Origin of the sequence: Neorhizobium sp. LjRoot104, from assembly GCF_964253725.1 — a bacterium.
In the GTDB taxonomy this organism is placed as follows: Bacteria; Pseudomonadota; Alphaproteobacteria; order Rhizobiales; family Rhizobiaceae; genus Neorhizobium.
On sequence record NZ_CAXURS020000001.1, the window covers coordinates 424,112 to 440,622 of the forward strand.

12 protein-coding genes are annotated in these 16,511 nt (G+C 62.1%); 7 read left to right on the forward strand and 5 right to left on the reverse strand.

All coding sequences use genetic code 11. The features are described from left to right. The first annotated feature begins 33 nt into the window (after positions 1 to 33). The 4 genes from ACSQ8R_RS02050 (at position 34) to ACSQ8R_RS02065 (ending at position 4,949) form a co-directional block, all read left to right on the forward strand. On the forward strand, positions 34 to 1,962 hold the full coding sequence (locus tag ACSQ8R_RS02050; RefSeq protein WP_436255349.1) for a DUF2207 family protein: 1,929 nt from the start codon (positions 34 to 36) through the stop codon (positions 1,960 to 1,962). An 88-nt stretch (positions 1,963 to 2,050) separates the two neighbouring features. Then, positions 2,051 to 4,264: a glycine--tRNA ligase subunit beta gene (gene glyS, locus ACSQ8R_RS02055; protein WP_436251848.1), complete on the forward strand. Its 2,214-nt coding sequence runs from the start codon at positions 2,051 to 2,053 to the stop codon at positions 4,262 to 4,264. A gap of 50 nt (positions 4,265 to 4,314) precedes the next feature. Continuing rightward, positions 4,315 to 4,539, forward strand: a complete 225-nt coding sequence (locus tag ACSQ8R_RS02060) for a type II toxin-antitoxin system RelE/ParE family toxin (RefSeq protein ID WP_436251849.1) — start codon at positions 4,315 to 4,317, stop codon at positions 4,537 to 4,539. A 95-nt stretch (positions 4,540 to 4,634) separates the two neighbouring features. After that, positions 4,635 to 4,949 (forward strand): DNA-binding protein, encoded by a 315-nt coding sequence (locus ACSQ8R_RS02065; RefSeq protein ID WP_436251850.1) that lies wholly within the window; start codon positions 4,635 to 4,637, stop codon positions 4,947 to 4,949. A gap of 70 nt (positions 4,950 to 5,019) precedes the next feature. On the opposite strand, the gene ACSQ8R_RS02070 is transcribed toward ACSQ8R_RS02065, so the two are convergent. From ACSQ8R_RS02070 to ACSQ8R_RS02090, 5 genes are all read right to left on the reverse strand, one after another. Beyond that, the gene (locus ACSQ8R_RS02070) at positions 5,020 to 6,858 is read right to left on the reverse strand and encodes a methyl-accepting chemotaxis protein (RefSeq protein ID WP_436251851.1); all 1,839 of its coding nucleotides are present in this window, start codon (positions 6,856 to 6,858) and stop codon (positions 5,020 to 5,022) included. Between the two features lie 379 nt (positions 6,859 to 7,237). Continuing rightward, a complete protein-coding gene (locus tag ACSQ8R_RS02075; protein WP_436251852.1) occupies positions 7,238 to 9,079 on the reverse strand; it encodes a methyl-accepting chemotaxis protein in 1,842 nt (613 codons plus the stop codon). Positions 9,080 to 9,357: 278 nt separating this feature from the next. Beyond that, complete coding sequence (locus tag ACSQ8R_RS02080; protein ID WP_436251853.1) at positions 9,358 to 9,876, reverse strand: plant virulence effector HPE1-like domain-containing protein; 519 nt, start codon at positions 9,874 to 9,876, stop codon at positions 9,358 to 9,360. A gap of 100 nt (positions 9,877 to 9,976) precedes the next feature. Then, a complete protein-coding gene (gene purD / locus ACSQ8R_RS02085) occupies positions 9,977 to 11,248 on the reverse strand; it encodes a phosphoribosylamine--glycine ligase (protein WP_436251854.1) in 1,272 nt (423 codons plus the stop codon). Between the two features lie 145 nt (positions 11,249 to 11,393). After that, the gene (locus ACSQ8R_RS02090) at positions 11,394 to 11,603 is read right to left on the reverse strand and encodes a hypothetical protein (RefSeq protein ID WP_436251855.1); all 210 of its coding nucleotides are present in this window, start codon (positions 11,601 to 11,603) and stop codon (positions 11,394 to 11,396) included. A 226-nt stretch (positions 11,604 to 11,829) separates the two neighbouring features. On the opposite strand from ACSQ8R_RS02090, the gene ACSQ8R_RS02095 reads away from it, so the two are divergent. From ACSQ8R_RS02095 to ACSQ8R_RS02105, 3 genes are all read left to right on the forward strand, one after another. Then, positions 11,830 to 14,142, forward strand: coding sequence for a Tex family protein (locus tag ACSQ8R_RS02095; RefSeq protein ID WP_436251856.1), 2,313 nt, complete (start codon positions 11,830 to 11,832; stop codon positions 14,140 to 14,142). Positions 14,143 to 14,311: 169 nt separating this feature from the next. Then, positions 14,312 to 15,568 carry a class I SAM-dependent methyltransferase gene (locus ACSQ8R_RS02100; RefSeq protein WP_436251857.1) on the forward strand — a complete coding sequence of 419 codons (1,257 nt, stop codon included), beginning with the start codon at positions 14,312 to 14,314 and terminating at the stop codon, positions 15,566 to 15,568. Between the two features lie 99 nt (positions 15,569 to 15,667). After that, positions 15,668 to 16,477, forward strand: a complete 810-nt coding sequence (locus ACSQ8R_RS02105) for a MipA/OmpV family protein (protein WP_436251858.1) — start codon at positions 15,668 to 15,670, stop codon at positions 16,475 to 16,477. Positions 16,478 to 16,511 lie beyond the last annotated feature (34 nt).

Consider the following 16,511-nt stretch of genomic DNA (forward strand, 5'->3'; position numbering starts at 1 on the left):
GATCGGCCGGCGCCGAAGAGGAGAAATGTCGTGATGCGGTGGTTCTCCGGCTTCGGCCTGGTGCTGTTCTTCTGCCTGGCCTCGGTGCTGCCCTCGGCGGCGGAGGAATATATCCGCTCCTATCATTCCGATATCCAGGTCGCCGAAAACGGCGACCTGACGGTGACCGAAACGATCATCGCCAATGCGGAAGGCGACAGGATCAAGCGCGGCCTGTTTCGCGATTTTCCGCTCACCATGCAGGATGCGGGCGGCCGCACGGTGCGCGTCGGCTTCGAAGTCGTTTCCGTCACCCGCGACGGCCAGCCTGAGCCCTTCCACACGGAAAGCGTCACCGGCGGCATCCGCATCTATTCCGGCGACAAGGACGTGTTCCTGCAGGATGGCGAGCACACATTCGTCTTCACCTACAGGACGGACCGCCAGCTCCGCTATTTCGACGACCACGACGAGCTTTACTGGAACGTCACCGGCAACGGCTGGGAGTTTCGGATCGCCCAGGCCTCGGCGCGGGTGACCCTGCCGGGCGGCGCGCGGATCACCCAGACGGCCGCCTATACCGGTCCGCTCGGCTCCACCGCCCGCAATGCCCGCATGCAGGCGAACGGCAATCAGGCGGTATTTACGACCACTCGGCCGCTCGGTCTGCGGGAGGGCCTGACGATCGTCGCCGGCTTCCCCAAAGGGGTCGTCGCTCCCCCTTCGAAAGATCAGGAAAGCGCCTGGTGGTGGCGCGACAATATCGGGACGATCATCTCGATCGTCGGCCTCGTCCTCGTCGTCGGTTATTACGCGCTTTTCTGGACCCGCGTCGGCCGCGATCCCGACCGCGGCGTCGTCGTGCCGCGCTGGGATGCGCCTGACGGCCTGTCGCCGGCTCTCGTCAATTACATCGACAACAAGGGCTTTTCCGGCGGCGGCTGGACGGCTTTCGCCGCAAGCGCGCTCGATCTGGCGGTCAAAGGTTACGTCACGCTGGAGGACCTTGCAGAAAAAATCGTCATCCGGCGCACCGAAAAGGCGGTGCCGCGGGACGTGCCGATCGGCCAGGCCTCGATCCTCGGTTCCATCGGTGCCAAGGGGCAGGCACTGGTGATCGACGAGGCGCATGGCACCTCCGTCCAGTCGATCGGCGCAAGCTTCCGCCAGGCGATCGAGAAGGAACATCGCGGCAAATATTACAATGGCAACAAGGGTTATGTGATCGGCGGCGTCGTCTTGAGCGTCCTCTCCATCCTGGCTCTGGTGGTCTTCGGCAATCTCGAGCCGGACATGATCGCCATGCTGATCATTCCCGCTTTCTTCGCAGTGGTCTTCGGCGTGCTTGCAGCCGCCTTCGGCAAGGGCTTGCGCCGTGGCTCGTCGCTGTTTTCGAAGATCGTCTCGGTCGTTCTTCTTGGCTTTGTCGGCCTGGTGGCCCTGTCGATCGGCTCGGCGGTGCTGGTGGCGATCATGTCGGAAATGACCGGCGACGAGCATTGGCCGATCATGGTCTCGGTCGGTGGCATCGTGCTCGCCAACGTCATCTTCTTTTTCCTGATGGGGGCGCCCACGCCGCTCGGCCGCAAGCTGATGGACGGCATCGAGGGTCTGCGTATCTACCTGACGCTTGCCGAAAAGGACCGCATGAACACGGCTGGCGCTCCGACCATGTCGCCGCAGCATTTCGAAAAGCTGCTGCCCTATGCGGTGGCGCTCGGCGTCGAAAAGCCGTGGAGCAATACGTTCGAGATCTGGCTCGCGAGTGCTGCGGCAGGCGCTGCCGCCGGCGCCTATGCGCCCGGCTGGTACAGCGGCAATTACGGCTCGAACGTCGGCGGTCGCATCGGCGGCTTCTCCTCCTCGATGGCCTCCACCATCGCCTCGACCATCCCCGCCCCGAAATCCTCCTCATCCTCCTCCGGCTTTTCCGGCGGCTCGTCCGGCGGCGGGGGAGGCGGCGGTGGCGGAGGCGGCTGGTAGACACTTTCGCCAATCCGGCTGGTGACTTTTGGCGGCGGGCTTGCTAAGGCCACGCCCTGTTGAACAATCATCAAAAAGTTGATTATCGATGCCCGATCTGCTTCTCGAACTCCGCTCGGAGGAAATTCCCGCCCGCATGCAGCGCAAGGCGGCGGGAGACCTGAAAAAGCTCGTCACCGACGCGCTGGTGGAAGCGGGCCTGACCTACGAGGGTGCGCGCGAATACTGGACGCCGCGCCGCCTGGTGCTCGATATCCGCGGCCTGACGGCGCGTTCGGCGGACCAGCGCGAGGAGCGCAAGGGTCCGCGCACCGACGCGCCCGAAGGCGCCATCGCCGGCTTTTTGCGCGGTGCTGGTCTTTCGTCGATTTCGGAAGCGCAGGTCGTCAACGACCCGAAGAAGGGCGATTTCTACGTTGCCGTGATTTCCAAGCCCGGCCGCCCGGCGGAAGAGATCATCGCCGATGTCATGCCTGGCATCATCCGCAATTTCCCCTGGCCGAAATCGATGCGCTGGGGCGCCGCCTCGATGCCGAAGGGCGCCCGTTTCGCCGGTATCGACGGCAAGGGCCCGGAAAGCCTGCGCTGGGTGCGCCCGCTGCAGTCGATCGTCTGCGTCTTCGGCCCCGAGCATGAAGAAACCCAGGTCATCCCGTTCGAGATCGACGGGCTGGTGGCGGGCAACGTGACCTACGGCCACCGTTTTCACGCACCCGACGCCATCACTGTGCGCCGCTTCGACGACTATGTGACCAGCCTCGAAAAGGCGAAGGTCATGCTCGATGCCGACCGCCGCAAGGACGTCATCCTGCACGACGCCCGCGACCTCGCCTTCGCCAACGGCCTCGAACTGGTCGAGGACGAGGGCCTGCTGGAGGAAGTCTCCGGCCTCGTCGAATGGCCGCATGTGCTGATGGGTGAGTTCGAGCAGGACTATCTCGAAATCCCGTCCGAAATCATCCGGCTGACCATCAAGACGAACCAGAAGTGTTTCGTCACGAAGCCGCAGAGTGGAGAGGGCCTCTCCAATCGTTTCATCCTGATCTCGAACATCGAGGCGAAGGATGGCGGCAAGGAGATCATGCACGGCAACGGCAAGGTGGTGCGCGCCCGCCTCTCCGACGCCAAGCACTTTTGGACCCGCGACCAGGGTAACATGCCGGATCTGGATACGCTGAAGGACTCCGCTGCGAAGTTCGATCTCGACCTCAAGAAGCCGCTCGACCAGCGCATGGCCAAGCTCGATGCGCTGAACGTGACGTTCCATGCGAAGCTTGGCACGCAGGGCGAGCGCGTGGCGCGTATTCGGGCGCTGGCTCAGGAACTGGCAAAAGTCACTGGTGCCGATCCGGCCCTCGTCGATCGTGCCGCGGTATTGGCTAAGGCCGACCTGCGCACCGAAGCCGTCGGCGAATTCCCGGAACTGCAGGGCCTGATGGGTCGCAAATACGCGACGCTGCAGGGCGAGGATGCCTCCGTTGCCGCTGCCATCGAGGATCACTGGAAGCCGAACGGCCCGTCGGATCGTCTGCCCGAGGACAAGGTCGGCTTGACGGTCGCGCTTGCCGACAAGCTCGATACGCTCGTCGGCTTCTGGGCGATCGACGAGAAGCCGACGGGTTCGAAGGATCCGTATGCGCTGCGCCGCGCGGCCCTGGGTGTCGTGCGGATTTTGCTGGAGCGGAAGGTGCGGCTCCCGCTGAATTCGGTCTTGCGCGTAGCGATGCTGCCAGTCGAAGACATCAAGCCATTTGTTACTGACGTGTCAAAGGATGTCTGCGTCACGGATCTCCTGTCCTTCTTCCATGACCGCCTGAAGGTCTACCTGCGCGATATGGGCGCGCGACACGACATCATCGATGCCGTGCTGACGTTTGGAGCCGACGACCTCCTGCTGGTCGCCCGCCGCGTCGAGGCTTTGACGGCATTCATCACCTCGGAAGACGGCAAGAACCTGCTCGCCGGCACCAAGCGTGCCGTTCAGCTCCTCGCCGCCGAGGAAAAGAAGGGTACGGTCGTCGCCGACGGCGTGTCGCAACAGCTTCTGAAGCTTGACGCCGAAAAGGCGCTCTGGGCGGCCGTCGTCGTTGCCTCGAAGGAAGCGTCCGAGGCGGTCGCCAGGGAAGACTTCCGCTCGGCCATGGAAGCCCTGTCGAAACTCCGTGTCCCCGTCGACAAATTCTTCGAGGACGTGCTGGTCAATGACGAGGACACCGCGATCCGCGCCAACCGCCTGGCCCTCCTGAAGGCCATCCGCGAAGCGACCGCAACCGTTGCGGATTTCTCGAAGATCTCGGGCTGAACGTCCCTGACGCCATTGGATGATGGTGGCACATATGTTACCATCATCCAATGAAGATCACCGAATACCTTGACCTGAATGGATCGAGCCCTTTCGGGCGGTGGTTTTCGAAAATCGAGTCCCGTGCGGCCTCGAAGGTGACGATTGCACTGGCGCGCATCGGGCAAGGCAATCTCTCGAACGTGAAATCGGTCGGCGCCGGAGTGCTGGAATATCGGATCGACTATGGGCCGGGCTACCGGATCTATTCGGTAGGGATGGCGAGCAATTGGTGATCCTGCTGGCCGGCGGGACCAAGCAGCGCCAGCAGAATGATATCGAGACCGCGCACGCCTATTGGCGGGACTACAGATCCAGGAAGGGAGGCTAGATGGCCCTGACACGCGAATTCAAGGAAACGGTCAAGGCCCGGCTGGATCAGGATCCGGCGTTTCGCGCCGCTTTGCTTTCGGATGCCGTCGAACTTCTCCTGGAAGGCGATCTCGATACCGGCAAGAGCGTGCTGCGTGATTTCATCAACGCGACGATCGGTTTCGAGGCCTTGGCCGAGAAGGTCGGTATGCCGGCCAAGAGCCTGATGCGAATGTTCGGCCCCAAGGGCAATCCTCGCGCCGATAACCTGTTCAACGTCATCCGGCAATTGCAGGAAAGCTCGGGCATTCACCTGGCGGTGGCCGCAGCCTGATCCAAACCCGAAATAAAAAAACCGCCGGATCTTTCGACCCGGCGGTTCCCCGTCCCCCGACTAACTTTGGTCAGCTGGCGCGGCGCATCTTCTGCGCCATGCGGTTGAGATTGCGGCTCTCGTTGCCCATGTTGCTGATGCGGAAGCTGCTGATCAGGTTCAGCAATTCGTCCGTGTCGGCGGCAAGTGCCTCGGCCGAGGCGGTGGTTTCCTCGGCCATCGCCGCATTGTGCTGGGTGGCCGCGTCGAGCTGGTTCAGCGAAGACGAGATCGAGCGCAGCGTCGTATCCTGTTCGGAAGCCGAATGGGCGATCTTGCCGACGATGTCGCTCGCCGCCTTCACCTGGTCGGAAATCCGCTTCAGCGCTTCGCCGGCCTCGCCGACGAGGCGCACGCCGTTCTGCACCTGTCCGGAAGACCGCGAGATCTGATCCTTGATCTCCTTGGCGGCCGCGGCGGAGCGCTGGGCGAGTTCGCGAACTTCCTGGGCGACGACCGCAAAACCCTTGCCGGATTCGCCGGCGCGGGCGGCTTCGACGCCGGCGTTGAGCGCCAGCAGGTTGGTCTGGAAGGCGATGTCGTCGATCACGCCGATGATCTTGGAGATCTCTTCCGACGAGTGTTCGATACCGCCCATCGCGTCGATCGCCTGGGCGACGATCTTGTCGGAACGGCTTGCTTCATTGCTGACGGAGCTTACGCGCTGGGCTGCATCATGGGCGCCTTCTGCCGTCTGGCGGACGGTGACGGCAAGTTCGTCGATGGCGGCCGACGTCTCTTCGAGATTGGCGGCCTGGCGTTCGGTGCGCTGCGACAGTTCGTTCGAGGCGCGGCGGATTTCTTCCTTGGAGCCGCCGATATCGATGCCCTTGGCATTGACCTTGGCCATCGCCGCTTCGAGATGCGTCAGCGCATCGTTGAAGTTGTGACGCAGGGTTTCGTAACGCGGGCCGAGATCGCCGCAGCGGATCGTCAGGTCGCCCTGGGCGAGTGATTCCAGTGCTTCGCCGATGGTCGAAACGACGCGGGTCTGGCTTGCGGCTTCGTGCTGCTGCATGTCGGCATTCTGCTGGCGCTCGCGGTCGAGCTCCTGGCGCTGGTCTTCCTGGCGCGCGGCCATCGCATGGCGTTCGCGGATCTTTTCCTGCAGCGACTGGGTGGCCTTCGCCATCATGCCAACTTCGTTCGCCATGTCCGTATGCGGGATGGTGATCGCGACATTTTCGTCGGCGACGGCTTCCAGCGCGCCGTGCACGGCGGTCAGAGGCTTGGTGATGCCGCGGATCACCACATAGGCGGCGGCAAGGGCGATGATCAGCGCCAGGGCGCCGATCGCGAGTGCGTCCAGGATCATTCCGCGGACCTGCGCCTGCAGGTCATCGGTGTAGACGCCTGTCGCAAGGACCATCTGCCAGGGTTCGAACGCCTTCGCATAGGAGCTCTTTGAGAAGTCGCCATCAGGCAGCCCCGGCTTCGACGTGCTCATGTAATCGACAATTCCGCCGCCGGATCTGCCAACCGAGACCATCTCGTCGCGGAACAATTTGCCGGCTGAATCGGGTTTGCCCCTGCCGTTCTCGCCGATCTTCTTCTGGTCGGGATGCATCAGCATCTTCACGTCGTAGTCATAGGCGAAAAGATAGCCATCGGGCTGGAAGCTCATGGCGGAGACCGCTGCGAAGGCCTGTTTCTGGGCCTCTGCGCGCGTCAGCTCACCGGTCGCCTCACGCTGCTGGAACTTCTTGAGGATGCCGATGCCGGACTCCACCTGGGTCCGCAGCATGCCATACCGCTCGGCATAGATAGCCCGCGTCGAGGCCTGCAGTTCGAAATAGGTCACGACGGCGAAGCCGGCGATCAGGGCCAGAACCAGCAGCACGAGCTGGTTTGAAATCCTCAGGTTTTTCATGTTCGTTCCATAAGTGATTGAGCCGTCTCGGGCGACTGGGAGGAATGATTCTGGGTAGGGAGGCGCACATTGCGCAGGAAGATGTGCTGCATTGCACACTAGGGAGGATATTCGGCAATATTTGAATAAAAATTAACAAAAGAAAGTTTTGAGCAGAACATCCCGTGGCATGAAAGTTCTATGGCTGATTTCCCGCCGTGTTGCGGGGGTTCGGTTAAAATAAAGCAGGTTTGGCATTCAAGTTGAAATAGTGTGAAATAATATTGTCATATTCGCGTATAAGTGGTTGTTGGCGCAGGTATTGAAAATTGTACTCCATTCCATAAGCAAGCTGCCGGATCTTTCGACCCGGCAGCTTGCCGTCCCATGATTAATTTGGTCAGCTGGCGCGGCGCATCTTTTGTGCGACACGGTTGAGGCTGCTCGAGCCGGTATTGTGGCCTGCGCTGATGCGGAAGCTGCTGATCAGGTTCAGCAATTCGTCCGTGTCGGCGGCCAGCGCCTCGGCCGAGGCGGTGGTCTCTTCCGCCATCGCCGCATTGTGCTGGGTGGCCGCATCGAGCTGGTTGAGCGAAGACGAGATCGAGCGCAGCGTCGTATCCTGTTCGGAAGCCGAATGGGCGATCTTGCCGACGATGTCGCTCGCCGCCTTCACCTGGTCGGAAATCCGCTTCAGCGCTTCGCCTGCTTCGCCGACGAGACGCACGCCGTTCTGCACCTGTCCGGAAGACCGCGAGATCTGGTCCTTGATCTCTTTCGCGGCCGCGGCGGAGCGCTGGGCGAGTTCGCGGACTTCCTGGGCGACGACCGCAAAACCCTTGCCGGATTCGCCGGCGCGGGCGGCTTCGACGCCGGCGTTGAGGGCGAGAAGGTTGGTCTGGAAGGCGATGTCGTCGATGACGCCGATGATCTTGGAGATCTCTTCCGAGGAATGCTCGATACCGCCCATCGCATCGATCGCCTGGGCGACGATCTGGTCGGAGCGGTTGGCCTCGGCGCTGACGGAGGTGACGCGCTGCGCCGCTTCATGGGCACCTTCCGCCGTCTGGCGAACGGCGACGGTGAGTTCGTCGAGAGCTGCGGACGTCTCTTCGAGGTTGGCGGCCTGGCGTTCGGTGCGCTGCGACAGTTCGTTCGAGGCGCGGCGGATTTCTTCCTTGGAGCCGCCGATGTCGATGCCCTTGGCGTTGACCTTGCTCATCGCCGCTTCGAGATGGGCGAGCGCCTCGTTGAAGTTGTGGCGGAGCGTCTCGTAGCGAGCGCCGAGATCGCTGCAGCGGACGGTGAGGTCGCCCTGGGCAAGCGCCTCGAGCGCTTCGCCGATGGTGGAGACCACGCGGGTCTGCAGCGCCGCTTCCTGCTGCTGCATATCGACGTTCTGCTGGCGTTCGCGGTCAAGCTCGGTCTTCTGCTTTTCCTCGCGTTCGGCCATCGCGTGGCGTTCGCGGATCTTCTCCTGCAGCGCCTGGGTGGCCTTCGCCATCAAGCCCACTTCGTTCGACATGTCCGTATGCGGGATCTGGGTTTTGACGTCTTCGTCAGCCACGGCCTGCAAGGCGGTGTGTACGGCAGCGAGCGGCCTGGTAATGTTGCGGATGACGATGAGGGCAACACCGAGTGCAAGCAGGAAGGCGATGAAGCCGATGCCGACCACTTCCATGATCGTCTTGTTGATCTTGACGTCGAGGTCGTCGGTGTAGACGCCCGTCGCGACGATGATCTGCCAGGGTTCGAAGGCGCGGGAATAGGCAGCCTTCTGGAAAACCTGGTCGGCAGGCATGCCGGGCTTTTCCCAGTAATAGGTGGTGACGCCGCCGCCGGCGCGGCCGTTTGCGACCAGTGCCTCGCGGAACAGGTTACCCATCTTGTCCGGCTGGCCCTTCTGGCTCACGCCGACCAGCTTGGGATTATAGTGGAATTGCGTCACGGTGTCGTAGTTCAGGCCGAATATGTAACCGGCCGGCTCGTACTTGATCCCGGCCACGGCCGCGTAAGCAAGTTTCTGCGCGTCCTCGTGCTTCAGCTCTCCCGATTTTTCCCGGTCGTAATAGGACTGCAGGATGGAGATGCCGGATTCGACCTGGGTGCGCAGCATCTCGTACCGCTCGGCATAGATGGAGGCGATCGAAGCGCGGACCTGATAGTAGGTGACGGCGGCGAAGGCCACCATGAGCACTGCCACCATGGCCAATAGCTGGTGGGAGATCTTGAGATTCTTCATGTTTCGACTCACTTTCAGGCAGCCGAATTCTCCCGGAGGAGCCGGAGCGGGACGAGGTTTTTGGGGGAGCGCTTCCTGCGCCGGTCACGTGCTACATCGCACTATGACGGGAGAGTGATCTCGAATATTTGAATAAAAATTTAATTATCCCGGCCTTGACAGCCGTAAATGCGAATATTTTGGGCAGGCCTAGTTTGACGATGCGCAATTTACGCGCATGCCGTGAAAGGATGGTATCCAAGCACTTTTTGCTATGTAAATATAATGATGTTCTAATTCTAGAACCGGCTGGTGCGCAGCTCGAACGTATCAAGTGCCAGCGGCTTCGGAGCGAGGGAAGCTTCCGTCATTTCGACCGGCGCCTCGCCGATCGTTTTCACCGCGCTGGTCATGGCTTCGGTGTCGATGCCGTCGCCCGATGCTTCCACGGTGGCGATCTGCGTCTGGGTCGAACCGTTGGAGGTCGGGTGAAGATCGGCTATGGCCTTTTCCTCGGCCATCCATTTGGGGAGCTTGCTGACATGGATCACCGGCGAGCCGCCGAGCCAGGCTTCGGTACGCGCCAGCTTCTTCTCACCGTTGATTTCGATGATTTCCGTCTTCTGGGTGCCTGCCGGCAGATCGGGAACCTTGTAGGCCGCCTCGTTCGAACTCGGTGCCGCGGCGACCGAGCAGCTTGCGCAGTTCTTGGTGACGATACTGACGCCCGGCTGATGCGTGCCGTTGATCACCGTGATCGACGACGCGAAAGCGGAACCGCTTGCAAATACCAGAACTGTAGCCAGAACGAGACGCATGACCGGGAATCCTTCTTGAGGTCCCGTATGATTACCGTCGCTTCGTTTCCATCCCGTCTGGATAATCGGTAAATTTTGAATGAACCGGCATTTCCGGCACTCAGTTCCTTTCTCGCGCCACCGCCTGCCAGCCGATATCGCGGCGGCAGAAGCCGTTTTCCCATTTCACCTGGTCCACGAGCTCGTAGGCGCGAGCCTGCGCATCCGCAACGGTTGCGGCGGTCGCCGTAACGTTCAGCACGCGGCCGCCGGTTGCGACAAGCGTGCCGTCCTTGAGCGCGGTTCCGGCGTGGAAGATCTTTTCGCCGGGAGCGCTCTCCGGCAGATGGGCGATCGGCGTGTTCTTGTCATAAGCCCCCGGATAACCCTTGGAAGCCATGACCACGGTCAGCGCCACCTCGTCGCTCCACTTGGCGGAAACCTGGTCGAGCGTCCCGGTCGCTGCCGCATGGAGCAGGTCGAGCAGGTCGCTCTTCAGCCGCATCATCAGCACCTGGCATTCGGGATCGCCGAAACGGACATTGTATTCGATCAGTTCCGGACCCTTGGCGGTGATCATCAGGCCCGCGAAGAACACGCCGGCAAAGGGATGCCCGCTTTCGGCCATGCCGCGGATCGTCGGCTCGATGATCTCCTTCATGGTGCGCGCGACCATGTCCGGCGTCATCACCGGAGCGGGCGAATAGGCGCCCATGCCGCCGGTATTCGGGCCGGTATCGCCGTCGCCGACCCGCTTGTGGTCCTGGGCGGTCGCGAGCGCCAGTGCCGTCTTGCCGTCGGACAAACAGAAGAAGCTCGCTTCCTCGCCGTCCAGATAGGCCTCCACCACGACTTCCGCGCCGGCCGACCCGAAGGCGCCGTCGAAACAGTCGTCGATCGCGGCAAGCGCCTCGTCGAGCTGCATGGCGACGGTGACGCCCTTGCCGGCGGCAAGCCCGTCCGCCTTCACGACGATCGGTGCGCCCTGTTCGCGCACATAGGCCTTGGCCTCGGCCGCATCGGTGAAGCGGCGATAGGCGCCGGTCGGGATATCGTAGCGGGCGCAAAGATCCTTGGTGAAACCCTTCGAGCCTTCGAGCTGGGCTGCGGCGGCCGAAGGGCCGAAGGTTGCAATGTTCTCGGCCCGGAGACGGTCCGCAAGACCGGCGACAAGCGGCGCTTCCGGCCCGACGACGACGAGATCGATCGCCTTTTCGAGGCAGAAGGCCGCGACGGCGGCATGGTCGTCGATATCGAGTGGCAGGAGTTCGGCATGATCGGCAATCCCGGGATTGCCGGGTGCGGCATAAAGCTTGCTGAGTTTCGGGGACTGGGCGAGTTTCCAGGCGAGCGCATGCTCGCGTCCACCCGAACCGATCAAGAGAACCTTCATGTCCTGCCCTCGCCTGTGCTGAAAACCATGGCCTTGCGCGGCGGTTAAGGGGAGGGGAGGCAAAGGTCAAGGGCCAAGGCTCAGGTGGCCTCCCATCTTGCCGCCTTCATGGCGTTTCGATGGGAGGCAAGGCGTTCGAAAGAGGTCAGGACTCGCCGTGCCGGTTTTTCGTCCCGTGCCGGATGTCCAGCGTGGTGCGAAAGATCATCCTGTTTCGGTACGCCAGGAATGGCACCGGTTCGTTCCGCAAGGACGCGCTGTCCAGTTTCTGCTCCAGATAGGAAATGGCGGCCTCAAGCTCTTCGCTGGCAACCGCCGTGTCAAATGCCAGGGTTCTGGCAGCTTTCTTGGGCATGATTCCCTCCGTTCGGCCGCGTCATGCGGCGCGGTGCTTTTAATTCCCTCTCGACGGAGGTGAGAGAGTGCCTTTTCTTTTCCACAGGGCTTTGGTTAGCGACCCGTCACCCCGTGTCTCGTTTCGGTTCAGTCGGCCCCAAGCAAATTGTGGAACCGGCATTCGCCACGTTGCCTTGCCACAAACTTCGACTATGGTCGCGCCTCCCATTTGAACGAGGACGCCCATGGCCGCCGATCTCCGTTTCCTTGCCGCCGCGATTGCTGCGGAAATCAATGCCCGTCCCGAACAGGCCGCCGCCGCGATCGGGCTGATCGACGAAGGCGCCACCGTGCCGTTCATCGCCCGCTACCGCAAGGAAGTGACCGGCGGCCTCGACGACACGCAGCTGCGCAACCTGTCGGAACGCCTGGTCTATCTGCGCGAGCTCGAAGCGCGCCGCTCGACCATCGTCGATTCGATCAATTCGCAGGGCAAGATGACCGACGAGCTTGCCGCAAAGATCGGCAGGGCGACGACCAAGGCCGAGCTCGAAGATCTTTATCTTCCCTACAAGCCGAAGCGCCGCACCCGCGCCGAGATCGCCCGCGAGCGCGGCCTCGGGCCCTTGGCTGAAGCGATCTGGGCCGACCGCAGCGCCGATCCGGCGAAACTGGCCGAAGCTTATATCAGGGACGAAGTCGCCGACGTGAAGTCAGCGCTCGAAGGTGCCCGCGATATCGTCGCCGAGGCGTTCTCCGAAAACGCCGACCTGCTCGGCAGGCTGCGCCAGCACATGCGCAATGGCGCAACGCTGAAGGCCAGGGTGGTCGACGGCAAGCAGGAGGCCGGCGCGAAATTCTCAGACTATTTCGATCACTCCGAACGCTGGGCGACGGCTCCCGGACATCGCGCGCTCGCCATGCTGCGCGGCTGGAACGAGGAATTCCTGACGCTGACGATCGAAGTCGACCAGGACGATCCCTCGCCGGTCAAGCCGGCCCAGCGGATCATCGCGCTTGCCTTCGATATCCGGGACCGGGGTGCGGCCGACCGCTGGCTGATGGAAGCCGCCGGCTGGACCTGGCGCGTGAAACTCTCTGTATCGCTGTCGCTCGACCTGATGCGGGAACTGCGCGAGCGTGCCGAGGAGGAGGCGATCCATGTCTTCGCCCGCAACCTCAAGGATCTGCTGCTCGCCGCACCAGCGGGCTCGCGCACCACGATGGGCCTCGATCCGGGCATCCGCACCGGCGTCAAGGTCGCGATCGTCGATGCCACTGGCAAGCTGCTGGAAACCACGACCGTCTATCCTTTCCCGCCGAAGAACGACATCCGCGGAACCCAGGCCGAGCTCGCCTCGCTGATCCGCAAACACAATATCGAACTGATCGCCATCGGCAACGGCACCGGCAGCCGCGAGACCGAAAAGCTGGTGGCCGACATGCTGGCGAACCTTCCCGCGTCCCCCTCGGGAGCCAAGCCCACCAAGGTCATCGTCTCGGAAGCCGGCGCTTCGGTCTATTCCGCTTCCGAGACTGCAGCCTTGGAGTTCCCCGGCCTCGACGTGTCGCTGCGCGGCGCCGTCTCGATCGCCCGCCGCCTGCAGGATCCGCTGGCGGAATTGGTCAAGATCGAGCCGAAGTCGATCGGCGTCGGCCAGTACCAGCACGATGTCGACCAGGGAAAACTCTCCCGCTCGCTGGATGCGGTGGTCGAAGACGCGGTGAACGCCGTCGGCGTCGATTTGAACATGGCGTCCGCGCCGCTGCTCTCCCGCGTCTCCGGTCTCAGCCGCTCGATCGCCGAAGCGATCGTCGCCCATCGCGACCAGAACGGCGCGTTCTCGAGCCGCCGGGACCTGCTGAAGGTCGCCCGCCTCGGCAACCGCACGTTCGAACAGGCGGCCGGCTTCCTGCGCATCCCGAACGGCAAGGAGCCGCTCGATGCCTCCGCCGTCCATCCGGAAGCCTATGGCGTCGCCAAGAAGATCGTCGCCGCCTGCGGCCGCGACCTGCGCTCGCTGATGGGTGACAGCGCGGCCTTGAAGGCGCTCGATCCGAAGCGGTTCATCGACGAGACCTTCGGCCTGCCGACGGTCAAGGACATCATCGCCGAGCTGGAAAAGCCCGGCCGCGACCCGCGCCCGAGCTTCAAGACCGCCACCTTCGCCGAAGGCATCGACGAGATCACCGACCTGAAGCCGGGCATGCTGCTGGAAGGCACCGTCACCAACGTCGCCGCCTTCGGCGCTTTCGTCGATATCGGCGTCCACCAGGACGGGCTAGTCCACGTTTCCCAGCTCGCCGACCGCTTCGTCAAGGATCCGCATGAGGTGGTGAAGGCCGGCGACGTGGTCAAGGTCCGTGTTGTCGAGGTCGATGTGAAGCGCAAGAGGATAGCGCTGACCATGCGCAAGGACGGCGGCGAGGCCGCACCCGCTCCACGCGGCGCTGATCGCGACGCACGGCCGGTTAATCCAAAAATGATGAAAACCGAAAAAAATGTATCGCAGGGCGCTTTCGGTGCAGCACTCGCAGAAGCTTTAAAGCGCAAGTAAATTCGCGATCTTCCGAAAAATCTCAATCACAGCGTGCGGGTCGTCAGCCAAGGGTTTGACGGCCCGTTTTTTTATGTCATTTTCATGGCTGCAATGTGCTTGAAAGTCGCAGGGAAACGATTAGATTTTGGATTAGTAAGGCATCCTTAGTATTATTGGAGGTGGGTCCGTGGCCTCGTCCCTTCACAATCTTCTCAGCAAAATCATCAAGACAGGAACTTTGATCGTACGCGGCTCACGAGGCGAGCAACGTTACGGTGGCGGTGGTGGGCGATCCGTTTCGATACGGTTTATCGACGAGGCCGCCGAACGCGAACTGGTGGCGGATCCTCCTTTGAAGCTCGGCGAGCTTTACATGGACGGCCGTCTCGTCATCGATGACGGTGACATCTACGAGTTTCTAGCCCTGATCAAGGACAATACCCTCAGCGAAGGCCTTACCTTCGGCATGATCTGGCGCGGTATCGCCCGCGTGCTGGTATCCCAGTTCCGCAACCGGGTTCCGATCAACCACAATCGGCGCAACGTCGCCCATCACTACGATCTCGACGAAAAGCTGTTCTCGCTCTTCCTCGACGAGGACTGGCAATATTCCTGCGCCTATTTCAACCCGCCGGGCATTTCGCTCGACGAGGCGCAGATCGCCAAGAAGCGCCATATCGTCGCCAAGCTGCTGGCTGAACCCGGCCAGAAGGCGCTGGAAATCGGCTCCGGCTGGGGCGGCATGGCCATGTATCTGTCGGAATCCTCCGGCGTCGACGTAACCGGCATCACGCTCTCGACCGCGCAGCTCAAGATTTCGAACCAACGCGCCGCCAAGCGTGGTCTTGCCAACAGTGTCCGCTTCGAACTGCAGGATTACTATTATCTACCGCCAGACAAGCGTTACGACCGCATCGTCTCCGTCGGCATGTTCGAGCATGTCGGCCGGCTGAACTATCCGAAGTTCTTTAACAAGGTCAACGACGTGCTCGCCGATGACGGCGTCATGGTGCTGCATTCGATCGGCCAGCCCTATCCGGCCCTCATCAACAATCCCTGGATCGAGAAATACATCTTCCCCGGCGGCTATATCCCGGCAATCTCGGAAGTGATGCCCTCGATCGAGAAGGCGGGCCTCCTCGTTTCCGACATCGAGATCCTGCCCATGCACTATGCCCACACGCTGCGCCATTGGCGCGAGCGTTTCATCGCCAACAAGGACAAGGCGATAGCGCTTTACGACGAGCGGTTCGTGCGGATGTGGGAATTCTACCTGGCCGGCTCGGAAATGGCCTTCACTCACGAGAGCTTCTTCATCTTCCAGATGCAGATTGTCAAGAAGCGCACCGCCGTGCCCGATAACCGCGACTACATCTACGAGCGCGAGGCGGAACTGAGGGCCTTCGAACAGAGCCGCATCCCGCTCGACAAGGTCGCGGTGTGAACTTTCGCGTGGTTAACAAGCTGGCAACGGAAATGCGATAATAGAACAGAAATCCCCTGTGGGATCTCTGTTCTGTTTTGCGTTTTGGGATCCGTTGTCATGTTCTTGCCTCTCCGGGCTGCTCTTTTCATTTCCGCATTTTCGATTGTTTCCTCCGGCAGCGCCAACGCCCAGGAAGGTTTCTGGTCCGGCGACTGGTACCTGACGCTCGGCGGCGCCGGTTTCGTCGCGCCGAAATTCGAGGGCGACAACGGCCGCAGCCTGCAGTTTTCGCCGATCATCTCGCTCGGCCGCCAGAACAGCAAGCAGGCACGCTTTTCCTCCCGCAACGACAGCATCTCCTTCGCGCTGATCGACCAGGGCTCGATCCGCGCCGGCGTGGCGGCCAAGCTGATCATGCCGCGCGACGGCGATACCTCCAATGACCTCGAGGGCCTGAAGAAGGTGAAGCTCGGCGGCGAACTCGGCGGCTTCATCGATATCTATCCGACCGACTGGATCCGCGCCCGCGCCGAAATCCGCCAGGGCATCCGCAGCCACGACGGCGTCGTCGCCGACGTCTCGGTGGATGCCTTCACCGATCTCCAGCCGGACCTGAGATTGTCAGGCGGCCCGCGCGCGACCTGGGCCAGCAACGGATACAACGACGCCTATTACAAGGTCACGCCGGACCAGTCGGCGGCGTCTGGCCTCTCCGCCTACGACCCCGGCGGCGGGCTGCATTCGGTCGGCGTCGGCGCGGCGCTGACCTGGAAGGCGACCGAACAGCTCGAACTCTCCTCGTTCGCCGAATACAAGCGGCTGACCGGCGATGTCGCAGACAGCAGCCTGGTGCGCGAGCGCGGTTCGAAAAACCAGCTGATGTTCGGCGTTTCGGCAAGCTACAAATTCGGCTTCTCGCTACCCTAAGGCGTGGTCTTCCACGCCTTAAAGCGCGAGCGTG